The organism is Propionibacterium acidifaciens (assembly GCF_003798325.1).
Lineage (GTDB): Bacteria > Actinomycetota > Actinomycetes > Propionibacteriales > Propionibacteriaceae > Propionibacterium > Propionibacterium acidifaciens.
The window spans coordinates 1,954,945-1,970,626 of sequence record NZ_CP033719.1; the positions used below are offsets into that span (position 1 = coordinate 1,954,945).

Below are 15,682 nucleotides of genomic sequence, written 5' to 3' on the forward strand. Positions count from 1 at the left end.
GCCTTGCACAAGCCTCGCGGCTTCTGCGACTGCTGAGGGTGTGGCAGGAAGGCGGCGCCTCTGCATGGGCCCTGCGAACCAGGACCCGAAGGATTCTGCCTCTGTTTCACATGAGGGGAGCGGGTCATGACTGATTTCGTCGTGCTGACTGTCTGCTGCATGGTGCTCGGTGCCGTGGCGTTCTGCTGTGCTCTTCTCGCCTCGACCGGGGTGCTGCCGAGGAACGGGTGGGTCGGGACAAGGCTCGGGCCCACCCCCGCGAGCGATGCCGCGTGGCGGGCCGGGCACAGGGCGGCGTTGAGATGGGGGATCGTCGCGGTCGTGGATGATGTCTGCTGCCTGACCGTGGGATTCGTGCTTCTTCTTGTGGATGATGGGGTCCGCAGGGCGATCTGGGGTCCGCGCACCGCGTTCGTGATCGATGTGTTGACCGCCTTCCCGTATGTGTTCTCCGCGTACAGGGCGGCGAGGGGCGTCGCAGCGGACCAGAAGCACGATGGTGCGACGAAGGCGGTGCCGAGGGTGTGATTCTTCCGCGGCCCGGCCCCGCGTCTGACGGCTCGCGCGGGCGCCCGCGCGTCCGGGCCCGTTTCGGTTCTGCGTGGTTCCACGGCAAGAACTCCACCGGAAACCATTTCGTCCGCAGAGGGTTGTTCACAGGAGGCTCGACGGAAGGGTAATCCTTGGTTGCGGGCTGATCCATGGGGCTGTGAATGGGTCTCACGGTCCGTCCCGGTTCCGAGCGATCTCGCGCGGAACAGACGGGACGCATCGACCGACTCGGCGGGCGATCCCATGCGGTGAACAGCCCCTGCGCCCCAGGCGGCTCCCGCCCGATCGGCCGACCGTCACCACCCGCTGCGCCGGTCCCTCGCTCGACAAGCCCTGACGAGGGCTGGTACCCGCCGCTGGCGCCGCCGGTCTCGGCAGCCGCGCCGGTCTCCCCGCTCGACAAGCCTTGATGAGCACCGTGCTTGACGAGCACCGTGCTGCACGGCCCCTGCTCCGGGTCTTTCCAGGGGGCCGTGCCCGTGGGCGCCGCCGGGCACGCGGATCGCCCCGGCGCGGACGGGCACACGCTGTCGGGCGACCGGCCCCGATGGTGGCTGTGCGCACTGATCCGGCGGCATGCGAGCGGTGTTCCGGCGGGGGCTGCGCCCGCGGCTCCCCGGCGTGAGAATTCAGGCATGCATAACCTGATTCAATGGTGAGAACGTAGTCTTTTCTCGGGGTTCTCCCCCGATTCCCTGAAATCACCCTGAGTGATGCGTTCATGCACGGCCTGGAGCTTCTTCGGGGCCGTTCGGAAGTCCTTGACAGTGGAACGCGTCGGGGTGTTCTGTGAAGTCACGGTGCTTCCACGGCTGCTGGCCGTCAGAGGCGGTCGTCGCCGAATGCCCGTGCGGAACCCGTGGCATCACCGGTGATGGAAGAAGATGAGATCGACATGATCGGATCGACATGATCGGTATGTCCGTTGCTGCTGAGATCCGGAACTCATGGGGCCGCCGGACAGGCGCGTCGTCCTTTGCGGTGCGATGTGATTCCCCTGTGTTGGGGGGTCGTGCGGTGGTGCTTACTGCAGGGGAGTCATCCCCGGTCTCCTAAGGAAGTGAGGGCGCCCATGCGTGTCAGTATCGTGGTTCCACCGGCGGCCAATCCTGACTGGCCGTCCATGGGTGCCGAGGTGATCGCTGCGGTGAGCCGTCGTGCCGGGCACGACACCACAGTGCACTATGCGCAACTCCTCCAGCCGAAGGGGGACTCGCTCGAGGAGTTCTCGATCTCGACGGCTGGGCTCTATTCTCCCACGTACTTCGGGCAGAGCGTGCCACAGTTCGCCCAGGAACTGGCTGCGGCTGTCCACGCTGATCTCAGGGTACTCAGACCCCAGCTCGGTGATGCTGGGATCGCTCCTCCTGATTACATGACGAAACGATACATCCGCGCCATGAATGCTGCTCGTGATGTGGTGCGGCGTGCCGTTGTTGAGATTCTCGACGACTCCCCGGATGTCGTCGGTTTCAGTATCACTCTCGACGTTCAGAAGATGCCGGCAGCGGCCATCGCAAGGGGTCTGCGCGAGAAGGGATTCTCCGGTCGTCTGGTGGCCGGCGGCTCAGCCATGGACGGCCGATCGCCATTGGCGTTCCTGCGAACATTCACCGAATTCGACGCCGTTCTGGTGGGCGAGGCCGATGAGTCCTGGGTGAGCTGTCTGGACCGGATCAACGCGGGCCGCACGGATCTTGCTGGCATCCCGGGCATCCTCTGCCGCAAGGGCTCAACTGTCCTCGTCGGCCCGCCGGAGAGGCCCCCGGAGGATCTCGACGGGTGCGCGACGCCGGACTATCGGGACTACATCCGGCAGTACGAGGCGAGCGAGTGGTCACAGGACGGTGGTTCCGTTCTCGTCCTCGAGTCCTCGAGAAGCTGCTGGTGGGGGGCCAGGAGCAGATGCACCTTCTGCGCGATCGACAGCAGGACGAGGCCATACCGTACGAAGTCCAGCGACCGAACCATCGCTGAGCTCCGCAAGCTCTGGGTCACCTACAGCCCACGGGTCGTGCTCTATACCGACTCGATATTCCCGTACTCCTACCGTGAGGATCATCTCGCCCGGCTCGCTGAGGACAGCCGGAGTGATTGCTGGAGTCTCTTCTATGAGACGAAGTCTACGGTCCCCCGACGGACCATCGCCCGCTTCGCCTGCGCGGGTGTACGGGAGGTTCAGCCCGGGATCGAGAGCTTCAGCACGAGGACGCTGAGACACATGCGCAAGGGCGCCACCGCGCTCCAGCAGGTCAACTTCCTCAAGTGGTGTTCGGCGTACGGCGTCCATGCCGGCTACGGACTCATCGCCGGGACGCCCGGTGAGACGGCGGAGGACCTCCGGCAGGTGCTGAGCGTCCTGCGGGCGATCGAGCATCTCGACGCCCCGGAGCAGCTGAACTGGTTGCTCCTGTTCCAGACGAGCGACTACTACGAACAGCGCGACTCGTACGGCTTCCAGGACGTGCAGCCGCTCGAGGCGGAACGGCTGGCCTATCAGGCTCCCGAATCTGTCCTCCAAGACCTCGTGTCCATGTACCGTTACACCCTTCCCTCCCATCGGGATCCGGAGTACCTCGCCGCATTCCGCGCGGTCGAGGAGTGGATCGCCGCTCATCATTCTTCTGCGCGGGCACCCTCGCTCACCGCTGACGACTGCGGGGACTGCATCCTCATCATCCGTCGCGCGCTCAACGGCGCGCAGTCCCTCACGGCCGTGGCGGACGCCGCGGAGCTCTTCCTGCTGCGCGAGTGCGCCGAGGTCCGCTCCCTTCCCGGCCTGATCCGAAACGGCCCCTACGACTCGGACGCCTTGCTGACCGCCGCCGAACGCCTCGTGACGGCCGGGCTCATGCTCGTCGACGGCACATGGATGCTCGCCCTGCCCATACCCGTGGATGCCGAGGCCTCCGTCGATGCGGCATGGCCCGCACACATCACTCAACCCAAGAGAAAAGAGGAGTGCCCATCATGACATCATCCCGGATGGTCGCCCATGAGAAGGAGATGATGACCTTCTCGGTCACCGACCAGTGCAATGTGAGATGCGCGCACTGCCTCGCCCTGTGCTCGCCGAAACAGACGACGATGCTCACCGCCGATGAGATGTACGAGAGCTATCTGTCGATCGCAGCGACGCGCCCCGTGAGAACGGTGGTCTTCACGGGAGGAGAACCGACCCTCCTCGGTGAGGAGCTCCTCGAGGCGATCGCCCGAATCAGCCTTGAGGGCCCGGTGACCCGCGTCGTGACGAACGCCTCATGGGCGACGGATGATGACGCCGCGAACGTCATGGTGCAGCAGCTGAGATCGGCCGGCCTCGCCGAGATCAACTTCAGCATGGATGACTACCACGCCTCGTGGATACCCCCGGAGAACGTCAGACGCGCCTTCGACGCCAGCCGAGGGCAGGGCTTCGAGGCGGTCGTCATCGCACTCGCCGAGGGACCGCGGAGCACCATCACCAGGGAATGGGTGCAGCACGAGATCGCCCCCGGAGTGCAGTTCGTCGACCAGCGGTCCTCCAGAGCGGGTGCCCATCCTCCTCGTTCGGCCGATGGGACCCTCTACGAGATCGCCCATCACGGGTACAGCCGGGTCGGGCGCGCTCGGGGATTCGGCGAGGAGGACATCGTGCCCGATGAGAGCATGCTCGCGCAGTACTGCTGCTGCGCTGAGATCCTCAGCCAACCGGTTGTCGATGCCCGCTTGGATGCCGGTATCTGCTGCGGGCTGAGCGTGAGGAACAACCGGGTGCTGCGCATCGGCTCCCTCCGTGAGTCGACATACGCTGAACTGGCTGACGCGGCTCAGCATGACGTCCTCATCCGTGCGCTCAGATTCCTGGGGCCCAAATACCTTCTCGACGTCGCGAGGAGCATTGATCCGCGGGTCCGCATGAGGCCGGAGTACGCCGGCATCTGCGAGGTGTGCGAGGACGTCACCGCGTCGCGGCGCGCACTCGCCGCCCTGGACACGGCGAAGGCGCGCATCGCCCTCGACGTCGCGCTGGCCGAGAGGGCCCAGCAGGGCGACGATGACCGGATTCTCGGTCGTGACGCAGAACTGAGGACAGCCCATGCCGGGACATGATCCGCTCGAACGGCTCGGCCTGCATCTGGAGCGGGTCGGACTGGCTGATCTGCTGTGCAGCTACACACCCGCTGCTCAGACGAGCGCTCTCACGGACTCGGTGATCCCGCCCGGCCTGCTACCGCTCGTCGAGCTCTTCTGCCTGGGCCGTGAGGTGCCCGAGGCGGACCTGGACCCGGTGATCGTGCCGGCTCTCGAGGACCTGACGAACGCCGGGTTCGCGACGCGGAGTGGACCACGGCCGACATGGTCGATCCGTGATCTCGTGCTCCAGCGGGTCCACGGGCTGTGGCTCCTGGCCGGCAGGCCGTCGGCTCAGCGGACCCTGTACTTCGGAGCGGACTCCCTGGCGCTGGCTGATCGGATCCCCCTCGTCGGGGGCTCTGCCCTGGACCTGTGCTCGGGGCCTGGTTTTCAGTCCCTCTGGCTCGCCTCCCGCGGTATGCGGGTGACCGGATGCGAGATCAATGAGCGGGCCGTTCATCTCTGCGGCGTGAACGCCCGGTTGAATGGCGTCCAGGACCGGGTTCACCCCCTCCGCTCCGATCTCTACGCGGAGCTTCCGGAGGGGAGCTTCGACGTCGTCGTGGCGAATCCGCCGATGGTCGCCGTCCCGCCGGGGATACCGTATCCCTTCGTCGGGGACGGCGGCCCGGACGGATTCGGGGTGATCCTCCGCATCATCGAGGAACTGCCCGGGCGTCTTGCGCCCCGAGGAAACGCCTACACTCTCGGGGTCGCCGCGGCCGGCGATGAGCTCCCGCTCGCCCTTGACGCGCTGCGGTCCGAGGCCCGCCGTCTCGGTCTGCGGATGAGACTCACAGTGACCTCCGAACACGGTGCAGGATCCGGCAGCACCTGGGACAGGGCCATTGCCGCCACATCACTCAGTTTCGAGGGCTCGGCGGTCACTCAGTCCTCTCTCGAGGAACGGACCATCCAGGTTTCCCAAGGCTACGCGGATCTGGGGGCCCACAGGGTGGTCTTCTTCTTCATGGCGGTTGCCGAGGAACAGCACGGATCTGTCGGGATTCTCGATGTCCGTGCTGAGCATCCGCAGAATCATCAGGGTTGGTACGCCGCGTGACTGGGCGCGAGTTAGAGAATATGAGGAGCAGCAAGATGAACGGAATCTCGATCACGGCTTGGGTGATATTTTGGGCCAATATCGTGGCGACGCTGTCAGTCGCTGCGACGAGTCGGTTCCAGAGCCGTCCGAAGGTCGAACCCACGCACTGGGCCGGAATTCGGGTCGGGGCGACGATGAAATCATCCGAGGCGTGGCGGGCGGCGCACCCGGCGGCCTTCCGTTGGTCGAGACTCGATGTCATCGGTGTCTGCGGCGCCGTCCTGATCTGCCTGCTCCTCCTCCCGGCGCGGTGGCTCGTCCTGGCGGAGTGCGTTGTCTTCGCCTGCTGCATCGTCTCGCTCGGACTCAACACATGGCACGCCGTCAAGGCGGCCGAGAAAGTTCTTTCGTGGGATTATGAGCACCTCCGTGGAAGGGGTCGAAATGAAAAGATGTGAGGGGGCAAGGCGATGACCGGTATTTCGAGTACCGGATGGATAATGTTCATGCTCGATATGGTGTTGCTGGTGGCGGCTGTCCTGACTTATTATGCTCAGAGTCGGCCCAGGGCCAAGCCCAATCGTTGGGCTGGTATTCGGATCAGGGTGGTGGCGAGTTCGCCGGAGGTGTGGCGGGCGGCGCACCGGGAGGCCTTCCGGTGGGAGAGGGTGAACCTCGTCTGCTTCTGCGGGGCAGCGGTGATCTGCCTGCTCACGCTCAGGTCGTGGCATCTGGTGCTCGCCGAGAGCATTCTCTATTGCGGCTATCTCATCCCGTTCGGGTTCAACGTCCGGCATGCCTGCGCGGTGGCGAGAAGAATGGTCGATTCCCAGAGTCGCCGTGAGGATGGGGCCCGACCCATGATGGTTGCCGAGGGCGGGTTCGCCGGCTGCGGGGGCGTACGAGTGGGTGCCTCGCGTCGTGTCCGAGGTGCCGATGGATGGCGTCCTGATCGGACGGGGTGCTCTTGGTCAGGGCTTCGCGATCGGGTCATGCAGGAGTTGACAGGGATGAGGAGGTAATGCGATGTCTGACGTCACGTCCACTGGATGGATCATGTTTGCGGCGAACATCATTCTTCCGGTAGCGGTCTTTCTGTCCTACTATTTTCAGGTGAGGCCCGGCGGTAGGCCCAATCGTTGGGCCGGTATCAGGATCAGGGTGGTGGCGAGTTCGCCGGAGGTGTGGCGGGCGGCGCACCGGGCGGCCTTCCGGTGGGAGAGGGTGAACGTCATCTGCTTCTGCGGGGCGGCGGTGATCTGCCTGCTCACGCTCAGGTCGTGGCATCTGGTGCTCGCCGAGTGCATCATCTTCGGCGGCTATGTCATCTCGTTCCTGCTCAACTTCTGGCACACCAGCACGATGGCTGGGAAAATGGCTCACTCCCAGCGCCGGCATGACGAGGATCGCGGCTCATGACAGGCGTCCTGACCGGCTGGCGTGCTCGTGGTCAGGGCCTTGTACACATGACGCGGTGCATCACGTGCCTGTCCGTGATGACTGCGATGGTCGTCCTCTCGTCCTTCCCGGTTCCTGCGTCGGCTGATGCGGGTGGCGCTGATGCAACGCCCCGGGGCGCTGCCCCGAGTCCGTTCGACTGGGGCCCGTGCTCCTCGGATCGGGGTGATCAGAGCGTCGAGTGCGCGGTCGTCACTGTTCCCCTGAACCACTCGGATCCTTCGGTTGGGAGTACTGCGGTGAGGGTGGGGAGGATTCCCGCGACTGGTGGCAACGCCAGGGGGACGATCTTCTACAACCCTGGTGGCCCCGGCCTCTCCCCGGTCGAGGGCCTGGCATCCTTCGCGGCCAAGCTGAGCCCGCAGGTCAGGGGTGACCACGACATCATCGGTGTTGACCCGCGCGGCGTCGGCGGCTCGGAGGGCATTCCCTGCGGGGCCATGACCACGGAGCCCCCGTCGACCTCCTACAGCGTCCTCCCCGCGAACGCCGAGCAGCTGGCGGAGCAGTTCGACGCCCTCGACCCGTGGCTGCGGGGGACCTGCGATTCCGACTCGCCCCTTCTCAAGCATGCCGGGAGTGTCGACGCGGCACGCGACATCGAGCAGGTGAGATGTCTTCTCGGGGTCGACCGGATCGACTACTACGGCATCTCGTACGGAGCCGTCATCGGCGCCGTGTACAGCCGGCTCTTCCCGGCGCATCTGCGCACCCTGACCCTCGACAGCCCGGACGACCCGAACGCCTGGTTCGGTGCGGGCCAGCCCGACCCCCTGTGGGCCCGGCTCGGCACGGCGGAGTACAGCGGGAAGACCCTGGAGGACCTGTTCAGCGCCTGCGAGTCGGCGGGCAGCCGTTGCCAGTGGGCACCGATGATCCGATCCGACTACGAGCGCGTGACCAGGGCACTGCGGACGGAGAGGCTCACGGTCCCGGGAACGGGGAGCTTCGACGCCTCGGCGTTCCAGAGCACGGTCGTCAGCGCGCTGTACCGGTTCAACCAGAACGGCCGCGATGACTACGAGACGCTGCTCGGTCTCATCCATGCCTTGGCCCAGGTCGCCGACGGCACGGCGCCGGATGGGGAACCCGCATCAGGCGATTCTGTGATCGGTCCGCAGACTCGCGCCGGGTCAGGGGCGCCATCGCAGGACACGACGGTCTCCCGGATGCTCACCGTGGACGCGGTGATGTGCGCCGACGCCCATGAGCCGCCGCAGCGGGAGGCATGGTTCATGAGCGCCGCGGCCGCCGAGGCGGACAGCCCGGGATTCGGTTACTACTGGATCTCCCAGGACTCTATCTGCAACGGCTGGCCCGCCACCGGGAACCTCGAGGATTCTGTCGGCATTCCGGACTACGGCACGATCGACGTGCCCTTCCTCGTCCTGAGCAACGCCCATGATCCTGTCGTCGGGGAATGGGGCGCCGACCGGGTGAAGGGCCTCGGCCCCCGCGGCGCGGCGGTCGTCGTCGCCGACGGCTGGGGGCACGGGGTGCTGCGGGGATCGTCGTGCGCGGCCGCGCAGTTCTCCGAGTACGTCGCCTCCGGCGCCCCTCCCCGGCCATCGGCCGGGTGCGGCAGTGACGCGCCGCTCTTCGCCGGGTGAGCTCTCGCTCGATGCCGGCGCTGACAACAGCTGAAAGGAGGTCGGAATCTGCGGATCACGGAGTGCCTTTCGCCGTCGGTGAGGGGTACGAGAACTTCTTCACAGAGAGGAACACCACCATGACCACCACCATTGAACCGATCACCACCTCGGTTCCGACGCGACCGCTGGATCGCGTCCTCGAGCTGGAGCGGTTGCTCGACGAGGACGAGATGTTCAAGAAGCAGTTCGCCTCGGACCCGTCCGGGGCCGTCGTCGTCCGCTCGCTCGACGTGGAGCTGCCCGTCGAGGCGGGGCCCGCGACGCTGTCCGAGCTGCTCCGGGCCGTCCCGGCCGCCTCGGCGTCCTCGAGCATCGAGACCGTGCGGACGCTGCTCGACGACTCCGCCCCGAGGCAGCCGGCGGCATTCTGGGGCGCGAACACGAACGGTGCGGCGAACGCCGAGGTCGTCGCCAATGGCGTCGTCTACCATGAGGCCGCGGTCTACTCGATGGGAGGCGCCGTCGTCGTTGTTGTTGCCGGTGCCGCTTTCACTCTGACCGGTAATCCATCCGAGCCCTCGGAGAGCACTCCGCATGCCCTGCGGCTGCAGTTCGACGAGAGCGTCGACCCCGGCCTCATCTCCGGCCTTCAGGAGGGATTCGACCTCAGCCCGGCGAGGCTGCGGGCCCTGCTGCGGCGCGGCGTTCTCGAGGGGGAGACCGAGCGGTCGGAGTTCACCGAGGACGGCTACGAGCACAAGGTCGTCGAGTTCGAGGCGGACGGCACCCGCCTGCGTGTCGAGTCGAAGGTGAGCATCGACGACATCATCGTTCTGGACGCCGAGGCCGTCGCCGCCTGATCGCATCAACACCGGGGTGGCCTCCCGGATCGCCGGGAGGCCACACCCCGACCGAGGGGGACAGCCGAGATGGCTCATCGCGCCAACCCGCCGGCAACGGTGAACGCGGGCAGGGCGATCAGGCTCTGCTTCCGGGTGTCACCGCCGGGATCGTCCGCGGTCTGCGCCTGCTACGTCCTGCTGGCCCTCGTGCCGACCCTCAACGTTCTGCTGCTCGCCGTCGCCGTGAGCGCCGTCGCCAACGCCGTCTCCGTCTCGGGCCCCGCGACGGGGGCGGGCGTGATGATCTCGGTCGCCCTGCTGATCGGTCTGGCGTTCCTGTCGTATCTGCTCACCGTGCTGCGGGACCACGCCTCCGGGCTGGTGCGGCTCCGCGTCACCCGCACGGTGACCGAGGACATCGTGCGCAAGACCGAACGGCTCGACCTGGCGAGCTTCCAGGAGACGGACACCTACGACCGGATCGATCGCGCGTCCCGCGACGGCGGTCAGCGCGCGTACCAGCTGTTCACGGACTTCGTCTCGGCCATGACGGGGGTGCTTTCGCTGGTCGGCACGGCCGTGCTGCTCTTCTCGTGGAGCCCGATGGTCGCCGTGACCGTCATCGTCAGCCCCGCGCCGGGCATCGTCGCCAGCGCGCTGTACGGACGGGTCGCCTGGCGCATCGAGCACGAGCGCACCGCACTGCGCCGGCGGGTCTCCTACCTCTCCGGCCTGTTCACCACGGAGTCCACGTTCCGGGAGATCCGCGGGCTGGGCTGCTCCAGGGCCCTGGTGGGCCGGATCGTCGGGCTCGACGACGAGATGGAGAGCACCGACACCCGCCTCCTCAACCGTCGGACGCTCGTCGCGGGCGGGCTGGGCTCGCTGTCGGTCGTGGCGACGGGATGGGCCATCTTCATGGCCGCCCAGGGGGCCATCGCGTCCGGTGAGGTCGGCCGGTTCGCCGGCTTCCTCGCCGCGATCACGACGGTCCAGTCGGGGGCGCAGGGGCTCTTCTCGAAGCTGGGGTCGATCTACGAGGGCGGGCTCTTCTTCGGCGAGCTCGTCGACTTCCTGAACGGTCCGGAGCGCGACGCCGCACCGGTCGTTCCCCGGCCGCGGGACACGGCGGTCGATCTCGACGGCGTGAGCTTCCGCTACCCGGGCTCCGACCGCTGCGTCCTCCACGACGTGGACGTCCACCTGCCCGCCGGCGCGCACGTGGTCGTCGTGGGCCCGAACGGCTCCGGCAAGTCGACCATCGGGAAACTCATCGCCGGGTACTACGCCCCGACCGAGGGGCGGGTCCGCGTGGGCGGCGTCGATGCGAGCCTGCTGGCCGATGCGCCGGCGCGATCGAGGGTCGCAGTCCTCCAGCAGGACTTCGTGCGCTTCGACCTCACCCTTCGCGAGAACGTGGCCCTCGGCGATGTCAGTCGCCTGTCGGGCTCCGACGACGAGATCGTGCGCGCGCTGGAGCGGGTCGGGCTCGGCGAATGGCTGAGGGGTCTGCCCGCCGGCCTCGACACGGTCCTCGGCAACGCCTTCGGCGGCGCCGCGCAGCTGTCGGGCGGGCAGTGGCAGCGGATCGGACTGGCCCGCGCCCTGTTCAGCGATGCCGACGTCATGGTCCTGGACGAACCCGCCGCAGCCCTCGACTCGCTCGGGGAGAAGCGGGTCATCGAGGGCGTCCTCGCGGACCGCGCGCGGAGGACGACGATCGTCGTCGCGCACCGGCTGTCGACGGCGCGCCAGGCCGATCTGATCGTCTGCTGCCTCGACGGCCGCATCGTCGACGTCGGACGGCATGCGGAGCTTCTCGCGAGACGAGGGGTCTACGCCCAGATGTTCGCTCTTCAGGCCGCGGGCCTTCGCGGGGGACCTCGCGGGGCCCCGCCGGAGGGGCCGACTCGTGGAGCGCCGCTCGGCCCGGGCGCCGGTCGATCCGGCGCGCCTGGCCGCCCCGATCCCTCCCGCGCGGTCGTCGGGGTCCCGGGCACGGACGGCGCGAGTGCGGACGGGGGACGGTGGGGCGCGGCGCGGCGCGCGCAGCAGACCACCGAACCGGGAAGCTTATTCACAGCACGACAGGATAGAGGCCTGACAAGGAGAAACCCTCCTGCTGACGACCCCTGTGAACAAGCCTCCAAGAATCAATGAACCGAGGAAGTGACACCATGTCAGGAATTCCAGTCATCGCATGGGTGATGTTCGCGGCCGATGTCGTCGTCCCGGTGACGGCCACGGCCATCATCTCCCGGAGGAGCCGGGCGCTGGCCGAGGCGGCCCGGTCGTCCCGGGCGGCCGGGGGGCCGGCGAACTCCCCGGCGCCTTCTCGGGCGGGGTACGCGACGGCTCTGTGGCTCATCCGTTTCGACCTTGTCGGCATCAGCGGCGTCGCCCTCGTCTGCCTGATCGTCCTCCGGTCCCGGCCCTCTGATCTCGTCCTCGTCGAGAGCGTCCTCTTCGGCTGCTGCCTCGTCTCCCTGGGGCTCAACGCCGTGTTCTCCCGGTCCGCGGCCAAGCGGGCTGCCGAGGAGGAGGCGCGGGAGAACCGCTCCACGCGCCACGGGACCTGATCGTCCCCGACGGGTCGGCCCTGTCCGTGCCTGCTGGCATGATGGGCCCTGGCCGGTGGACGGTGTCGGCAGGCAGCGCTGACCGGTGCGGCCGCGGCCGGCGGGTGGCGTCGGCGAATGGCGGAGCCGAGGGGAGGGTCCACATCATGACGGGAAGCACGTCCGACGCCGCGCCTGCGGGCGTCGGACGATCAGACACCGGGCAGACGGGCCCCGGGCAGTCCGGGGCCGTCCCCGAGCCTGACGCACCCTCCGCGCCCGGCCCCCTCACCGGCGTGTGGGCCGACCTCGTCGGCCAGCGCGACGCCGTCACCGCCCTGCGCCGGGCCGTCGCCGGCGGCGCCCACGCCATGACGCACGCCTGGCTCGTCACGGGCCCGCCAGGCTCCGGGCGCTCCAACGCGGCCCGCGCCTTCGCCGCCGCGCTCCAGTGCCCCTCGGGGGGCTGCGGCCGCTGCCGCGACTGCCGCTCGGCCTTGTCGGGCGCCCACCCCGATGTCACGCTCGTGCGCACCGAGAAGCTGTCCATCGGTGTCGACGAGGTGCGCGAGCTCGTCCGCAAGGGCGCCATGAGCCCCACCCTGGGCCGCTACCAGGTGCTCGTCGTCGAGGACGCCGACCGCATCACCGTCCAGGGCGCCGATGCGCTGCTCAAGAGCATCGAGGAGCCCCCCGCACGCACCGTGTGGGTGCTGTGCGCGCCCACCGCCGACGACGTCATCGTCACCATCCGCTCGCGCTGCCGCCGGGTCGGCATGCGCACCCCCGGCGACGCCGACGTCGTGCGCCTGCTCGTCGAGCGCGACGGGGTCGACCCCGCCATGGCCGAGTCCGCGGCCCGCGCCGCCCAGGGGCACATCGGCCGGGCCAAGGCGCTGGCCCGCAGCGAGGAGGCCCGCGTCGCCCGCGGCGCGGTGCTCCGGGTGCCCGCTCGGCTCACCGATCTCGGCGCCGCGCTGTCGATCGCCGCCGAGCTCGTCGACGGCGCCGCCGCCGAGGCCCGGAAGGTCACCGACGAGCTCGACGATCGCGAGAAGAAGGAGCTCCAGGAGGCCCTCGGCTACGGGGCCAGGGGCGCCCGACCGCGGAACGCGGCGGCCGCCCTCAGGTCGCTCGCCGACCAGCAGGCCGCCCGCGCCAAGCGTCTGCGCCGTGACGCCCTCGACCGCAGCCTCACCGAGCTCACCACGTGGTACCGCGACGTCCTGGCGGTCCAGACCGGCGCCGTCGACCCCGGGCAGGTCCCGCCGTCGTCCGCCGGCGGTTCCGCGCCGGAGCCCCGTCTCATCAACGTCGACATGCACGAGAAGGTGCGGGCGGCCGCCGCGGCCTCGACGCCCGAGCGCACGCTCGCCTGCATCGACGCGATCCTGGCCTGCCGCGAGGCCCTGGAGCACAACGTCGGCGAGGTGCTCGCCGTCGAGGCCATGCTGGTCCGGCTCGTCGGCGCGGCCCGCTGAGCGGGGCGACGCGCCCGCCGCCCCGGGCCGGGCGACCCGATCCGCCCCCGCCGGGCGTGTTGAAGCGGCTCGTCCCGCGACGGCTCCACGACAATGACGTGTGTATGTCCAGCGCCCTGATGGGCGCAGCGCACCGAGCAGCGGAGAGGACCAGCCTGTGAGCGACCAGAACGAGGGCCTGTACGACAGTGTGAGCACGCCCGCCGACCAGCCCGTGCAGACTTCCGGCGTCCCGTCCCGGGCGGGCGCATCCGGACTTGACTCGTGTCATTTTTGGCGGTGGGTGGGCGTGTGTGGGTGTTTTGCCTGGTCAGGGCGGAGTTGGGTGGTGTGTTTCACGCGCTAATCGGGTTGTGGGAGGGGGCGTTGTGGCTTACGTTCGGAAGGTGAGAACGGCCTCGGGTGCGACGGCCGTCCAGATCGCGGAGCATCGGGATAGGCGCGACCGTGTGCTGGAGCATCTCGGTTCGGCCCATACCTCCGAGGAATTGTTTCCCCTTGTCGCCGCGGCAAGGCAGAGGCTTGCGCCGCTGCAGGACGAGCTGGACTTCCTGCCGTCGGCTGCGGCGTCGCGGTCGGTGACCATCACTGGCAGGCGTTCGATCGCGTTGTGGGGCAGCTTGCGCCGCGTCCACACCGATCTTGGTTTCGAGGTCCTCGCGGACGACGCGTTCGCTCAGCTGGTGCTGGCGCGGGTGATCAAGCCGACTTCGAAGGCCGGTAGCATCCGCAAGCTTGATGCTTTGGGCATCCCGCATGCCGGGTTGCGCTCCGTGTTCCGTTGCTCGGCCCGGTTCCGGGCCGAGGATTATCGTTCGGAGATCTCGCAGCTGTGTTTCGAGAATGCCCGTGTTGATGGGAACCTGACCTTGGTCCTCTACGATGTGACGATTTTGTGTTTCGAGGCCGAGCATGAAGACGGGCTCCGCGAAGTCGGCTTCTCCGAGGAGTGTCGTGTCGACCCGCGGATCGTGGTCGGATTGCTCACCGACAGGGCCGGGTTCCCGCTGGGGTTGACCTGCTGGAAAGGTGACAGGACCGAAACGCTCACGATGCTGCCGAAGGTCATGGACTTCCTCGCCCGCCACGATCTGCGTGATCTCGTGGTCGCTGCTGACGCTGGTGCGCTGTCAGCGGCGAACCTGACCGCTCTGGATGGGGCCGGGTTGAAATTCATTGTCGGATCCCGGCAGGTCAAAGCGCCCATCGATCTGGAATCACATTTCCATTGGCGCGGTGACGCGTTCGAGGGCGGCCGGATCATCGACACGATCACTTCCCGGCCACTTCCCGGCGCGGCGGCTGCCGCGAAGCCGTTTCGGATCCGCGTTTTCGTGATGAACCTGTCCGGGGCCCGGCGGTTCATTCGGGGTCGTGGCGGGCGGTCTGGGCGTGTTCCGGGAAGCGGGCTGTCAGGGACACCCGCAACCTGGCGAAGATGACCGACAGGGCTGTTGCTGTCATCAACGGCGCCGAGACGGTCAAGAGCTCGCGATTCGTGAAAACACTGCGCGGCAAGAAGGCCCTCGATCGGGCTCGTCGACTGGTCGGGTTGAAAGACTACGTCACGAACATGCCCGCCACTCGGATCTCCGCTGCGGAAGTTGTCGGCGACTATCACGGGCTCTGGCGAGTCGAGAAATCATTCAGGATGGGCAAGAGCGATCTGAAAGCCCGCCCGATCCTCCATCGCACCCACGAGGAGATCGAAGCCCGCCTCACCATCGTGATGGCCGCACTCGCCGTCTCTCACCGCCTGCAAACAATCACGGGGGAATCCGTCGCCGAAGTCATCGAGACACTCGAACCGATCCACGAGATGAACGTCAACATCGCCGGGTGAACCCTGCACGCCCACGATCGGATCACACCAGCAGCCCAAGACATCCTCGACACCCTCGGCCTCACCTGGCCCCACACTAAAATGACACGAGTCAGGTGACGCCCTCGACCGCAGCCTCACCGAGCTCACTACGTGGTACCACGACGTCCTGGCGGCCCGCTGAGCGGGGCGACGCGCCCGCCGCCCCGGGCCGGG

13 protein-coding genes and 1 pseudogene are annotated in these 15,682 nt (G+C 67.9%); 13 read left to right on the plus strand and 1 reads right to left on the minus strand.

Translation table 11 applies throughout. The features are described 5' to 3' along the window. The first annotated feature begins 126 nt into the window (after positions 1-126). The 5 genes from EGX94_RS08255 to EGX94_RS08275 all read left to right on the plus strand — a co-directional run bounded on the left by EGX94_RS08255 (position 127) and on the right by EGX94_RS08275 (position 6,171). Positions 127-528: an SdpI family protein gene (locus EGX94_RS08255; RefSeq protein WP_043123589.1), complete on the plus strand. Its 402-nt coding sequence runs from the start codon at positions 127-129 to the stop codon at positions 526-528. 1,096 nt (positions 529-1,624) lie between these two features. Beyond that, positions 1,625-3,526, plus strand: a complete 1,902-nt coding sequence (locus EGX94_RS08260; RefSeq protein ID WP_021798945.1) for a RiPP maturation radical SAM C-methyltransferase — start codon at positions 1,625-1,627, stop codon at positions 3,524-3,526. Next, positions 3,523-4,644, plus strand: a complete 1,122-nt coding sequence (locus EGX94_RS08265; protein WP_192962637.1) for a radical SAM protein — start codon at positions 3,523-3,525, stop codon at positions 4,642-4,644. The genes EGX94_RS08260 and EGX94_RS08265 overlap by 4 nt, the downstream gene beginning before the upstream one ends. Positions 4,645-4,798: 154 nt before the next feature. Next, the gene (locus EGX94_RS08270) at positions 4,799-5,731 is read left to right on the plus strand and encodes a methyltransferase (protein WP_192962638.1); all 933 of its coding nucleotides are present in this window, start codon (positions 4,799-4,801) and stop codon (positions 5,729-5,731) included. A 35-nt stretch (positions 5,732-5,766) separates the two neighbouring features. Beyond that, positions 5,767-6,171, plus strand: a complete 405-nt coding sequence (locus EGX94_RS08275; protein ID WP_021798948.1) for an SdpI family protein — start codon at positions 5,767-5,769, stop codon at positions 6,169-6,171. 95 nt (positions 6,172-6,266) lie between these two features. On the opposite strand, the gene EGX94_RS14075 is transcribed toward EGX94_RS08275, so the two are convergent. Continuing rightward, positions 6,267-6,428, minus strand: coding sequence for a hypothetical protein (locus EGX94_RS14075; protein WP_231386122.1), 162 nt, complete (start codon positions 6,426-6,428; stop codon positions 6,267-6,269). A gap of 311 nt (positions 6,429-6,739) precedes the next feature. Here EGX94_RS14075 and EGX94_RS08285 point away from each other — a divergent pair, with 311 nt between their 5' ends. From EGX94_RS08285 to EGX94_RS13860, 8 genes and pseudogenes are all read left to right on the plus strand, one after another. Continuing rightward, positions 6,740-7,132 carry an SdpI family protein gene (locus EGX94_RS08285; protein ID WP_043123583.1) on the plus strand — a complete coding sequence of 131 codons (393 nt, stop codon included), beginning with the start codon at positions 6,740-6,742 and terminating at the stop codon, positions 7,130-7,132. 278 nt (positions 7,133-7,410) lie between these two features. After that, on the plus strand, positions 7,411-8,781 hold the full coding sequence (locus EGX94_RS08290) for an alpha/beta fold hydrolase (RefSeq protein ID WP_192962639.1): 1,371 nt from the start codon (positions 7,411-7,413) through the stop codon (positions 8,779-8,781). 119 nt (positions 8,782-8,900) lie between these two features. Then, positions 8,901-9,623: a hypothetical protein gene (locus EGX94_RS08295; protein ID WP_123826173.1), complete on the plus strand. Its 723-nt coding sequence runs from the start codon at positions 8,901-8,903 to the stop codon at positions 9,621-9,623. A gap of 69 nt (positions 9,624-9,692) precedes the next feature. Beyond that, positions 9,693-11,765 (plus strand): ABC transporter ATP-binding protein, encoded by a 2,073-nt coding sequence (locus EGX94_RS08300; protein ID WP_021798942.1) that lies wholly within the window; start codon positions 9,693-9,695, stop codon positions 11,763-11,765. Positions 11,766-11,782: 17 nt separating this feature from the next. Beyond that, the gene (locus EGX94_RS08305; RefSeq protein ID WP_021798943.1) at positions 11,783-12,184 is read left to right on the plus strand and encodes a hypothetical protein; all 402 of its coding nucleotides are present in this window, start codon (positions 11,783-11,785) and stop codon (positions 12,182-12,184) included. Between the two features lie 146 nt (positions 12,185-12,330). Further along, a complete protein-coding gene (locus EGX94_RS08310; RefSeq protein ID WP_123826175.1) occupies positions 12,331-13,644 on the plus strand; it encodes a DNA polymerase III subunit delta' in 1,314 nt (437 codons plus the stop codon). A gap of 449 nt (positions 13,645-14,093) precedes the next feature. Next, entirely contained in the window at positions 14,094-15,086 is a 993-nt protein-coding gene (locus EGX94_RS13855; RefSeq protein ID WP_196807730.1) for an IS1634 family transposase, read from the plus strand. Then, a pseudogene (locus tag EGX94_RS13860) lies at positions 15,059-15,487 on the plus strand (transposase); the annotation flags it as partial. The gene EGX94_RS13855 and the pseudogene EGX94_RS13860, both read left to right, overlap by 28 nt. Between the last annotated feature and the right edge of the window lie 195 nt (positions 15,488-15,682).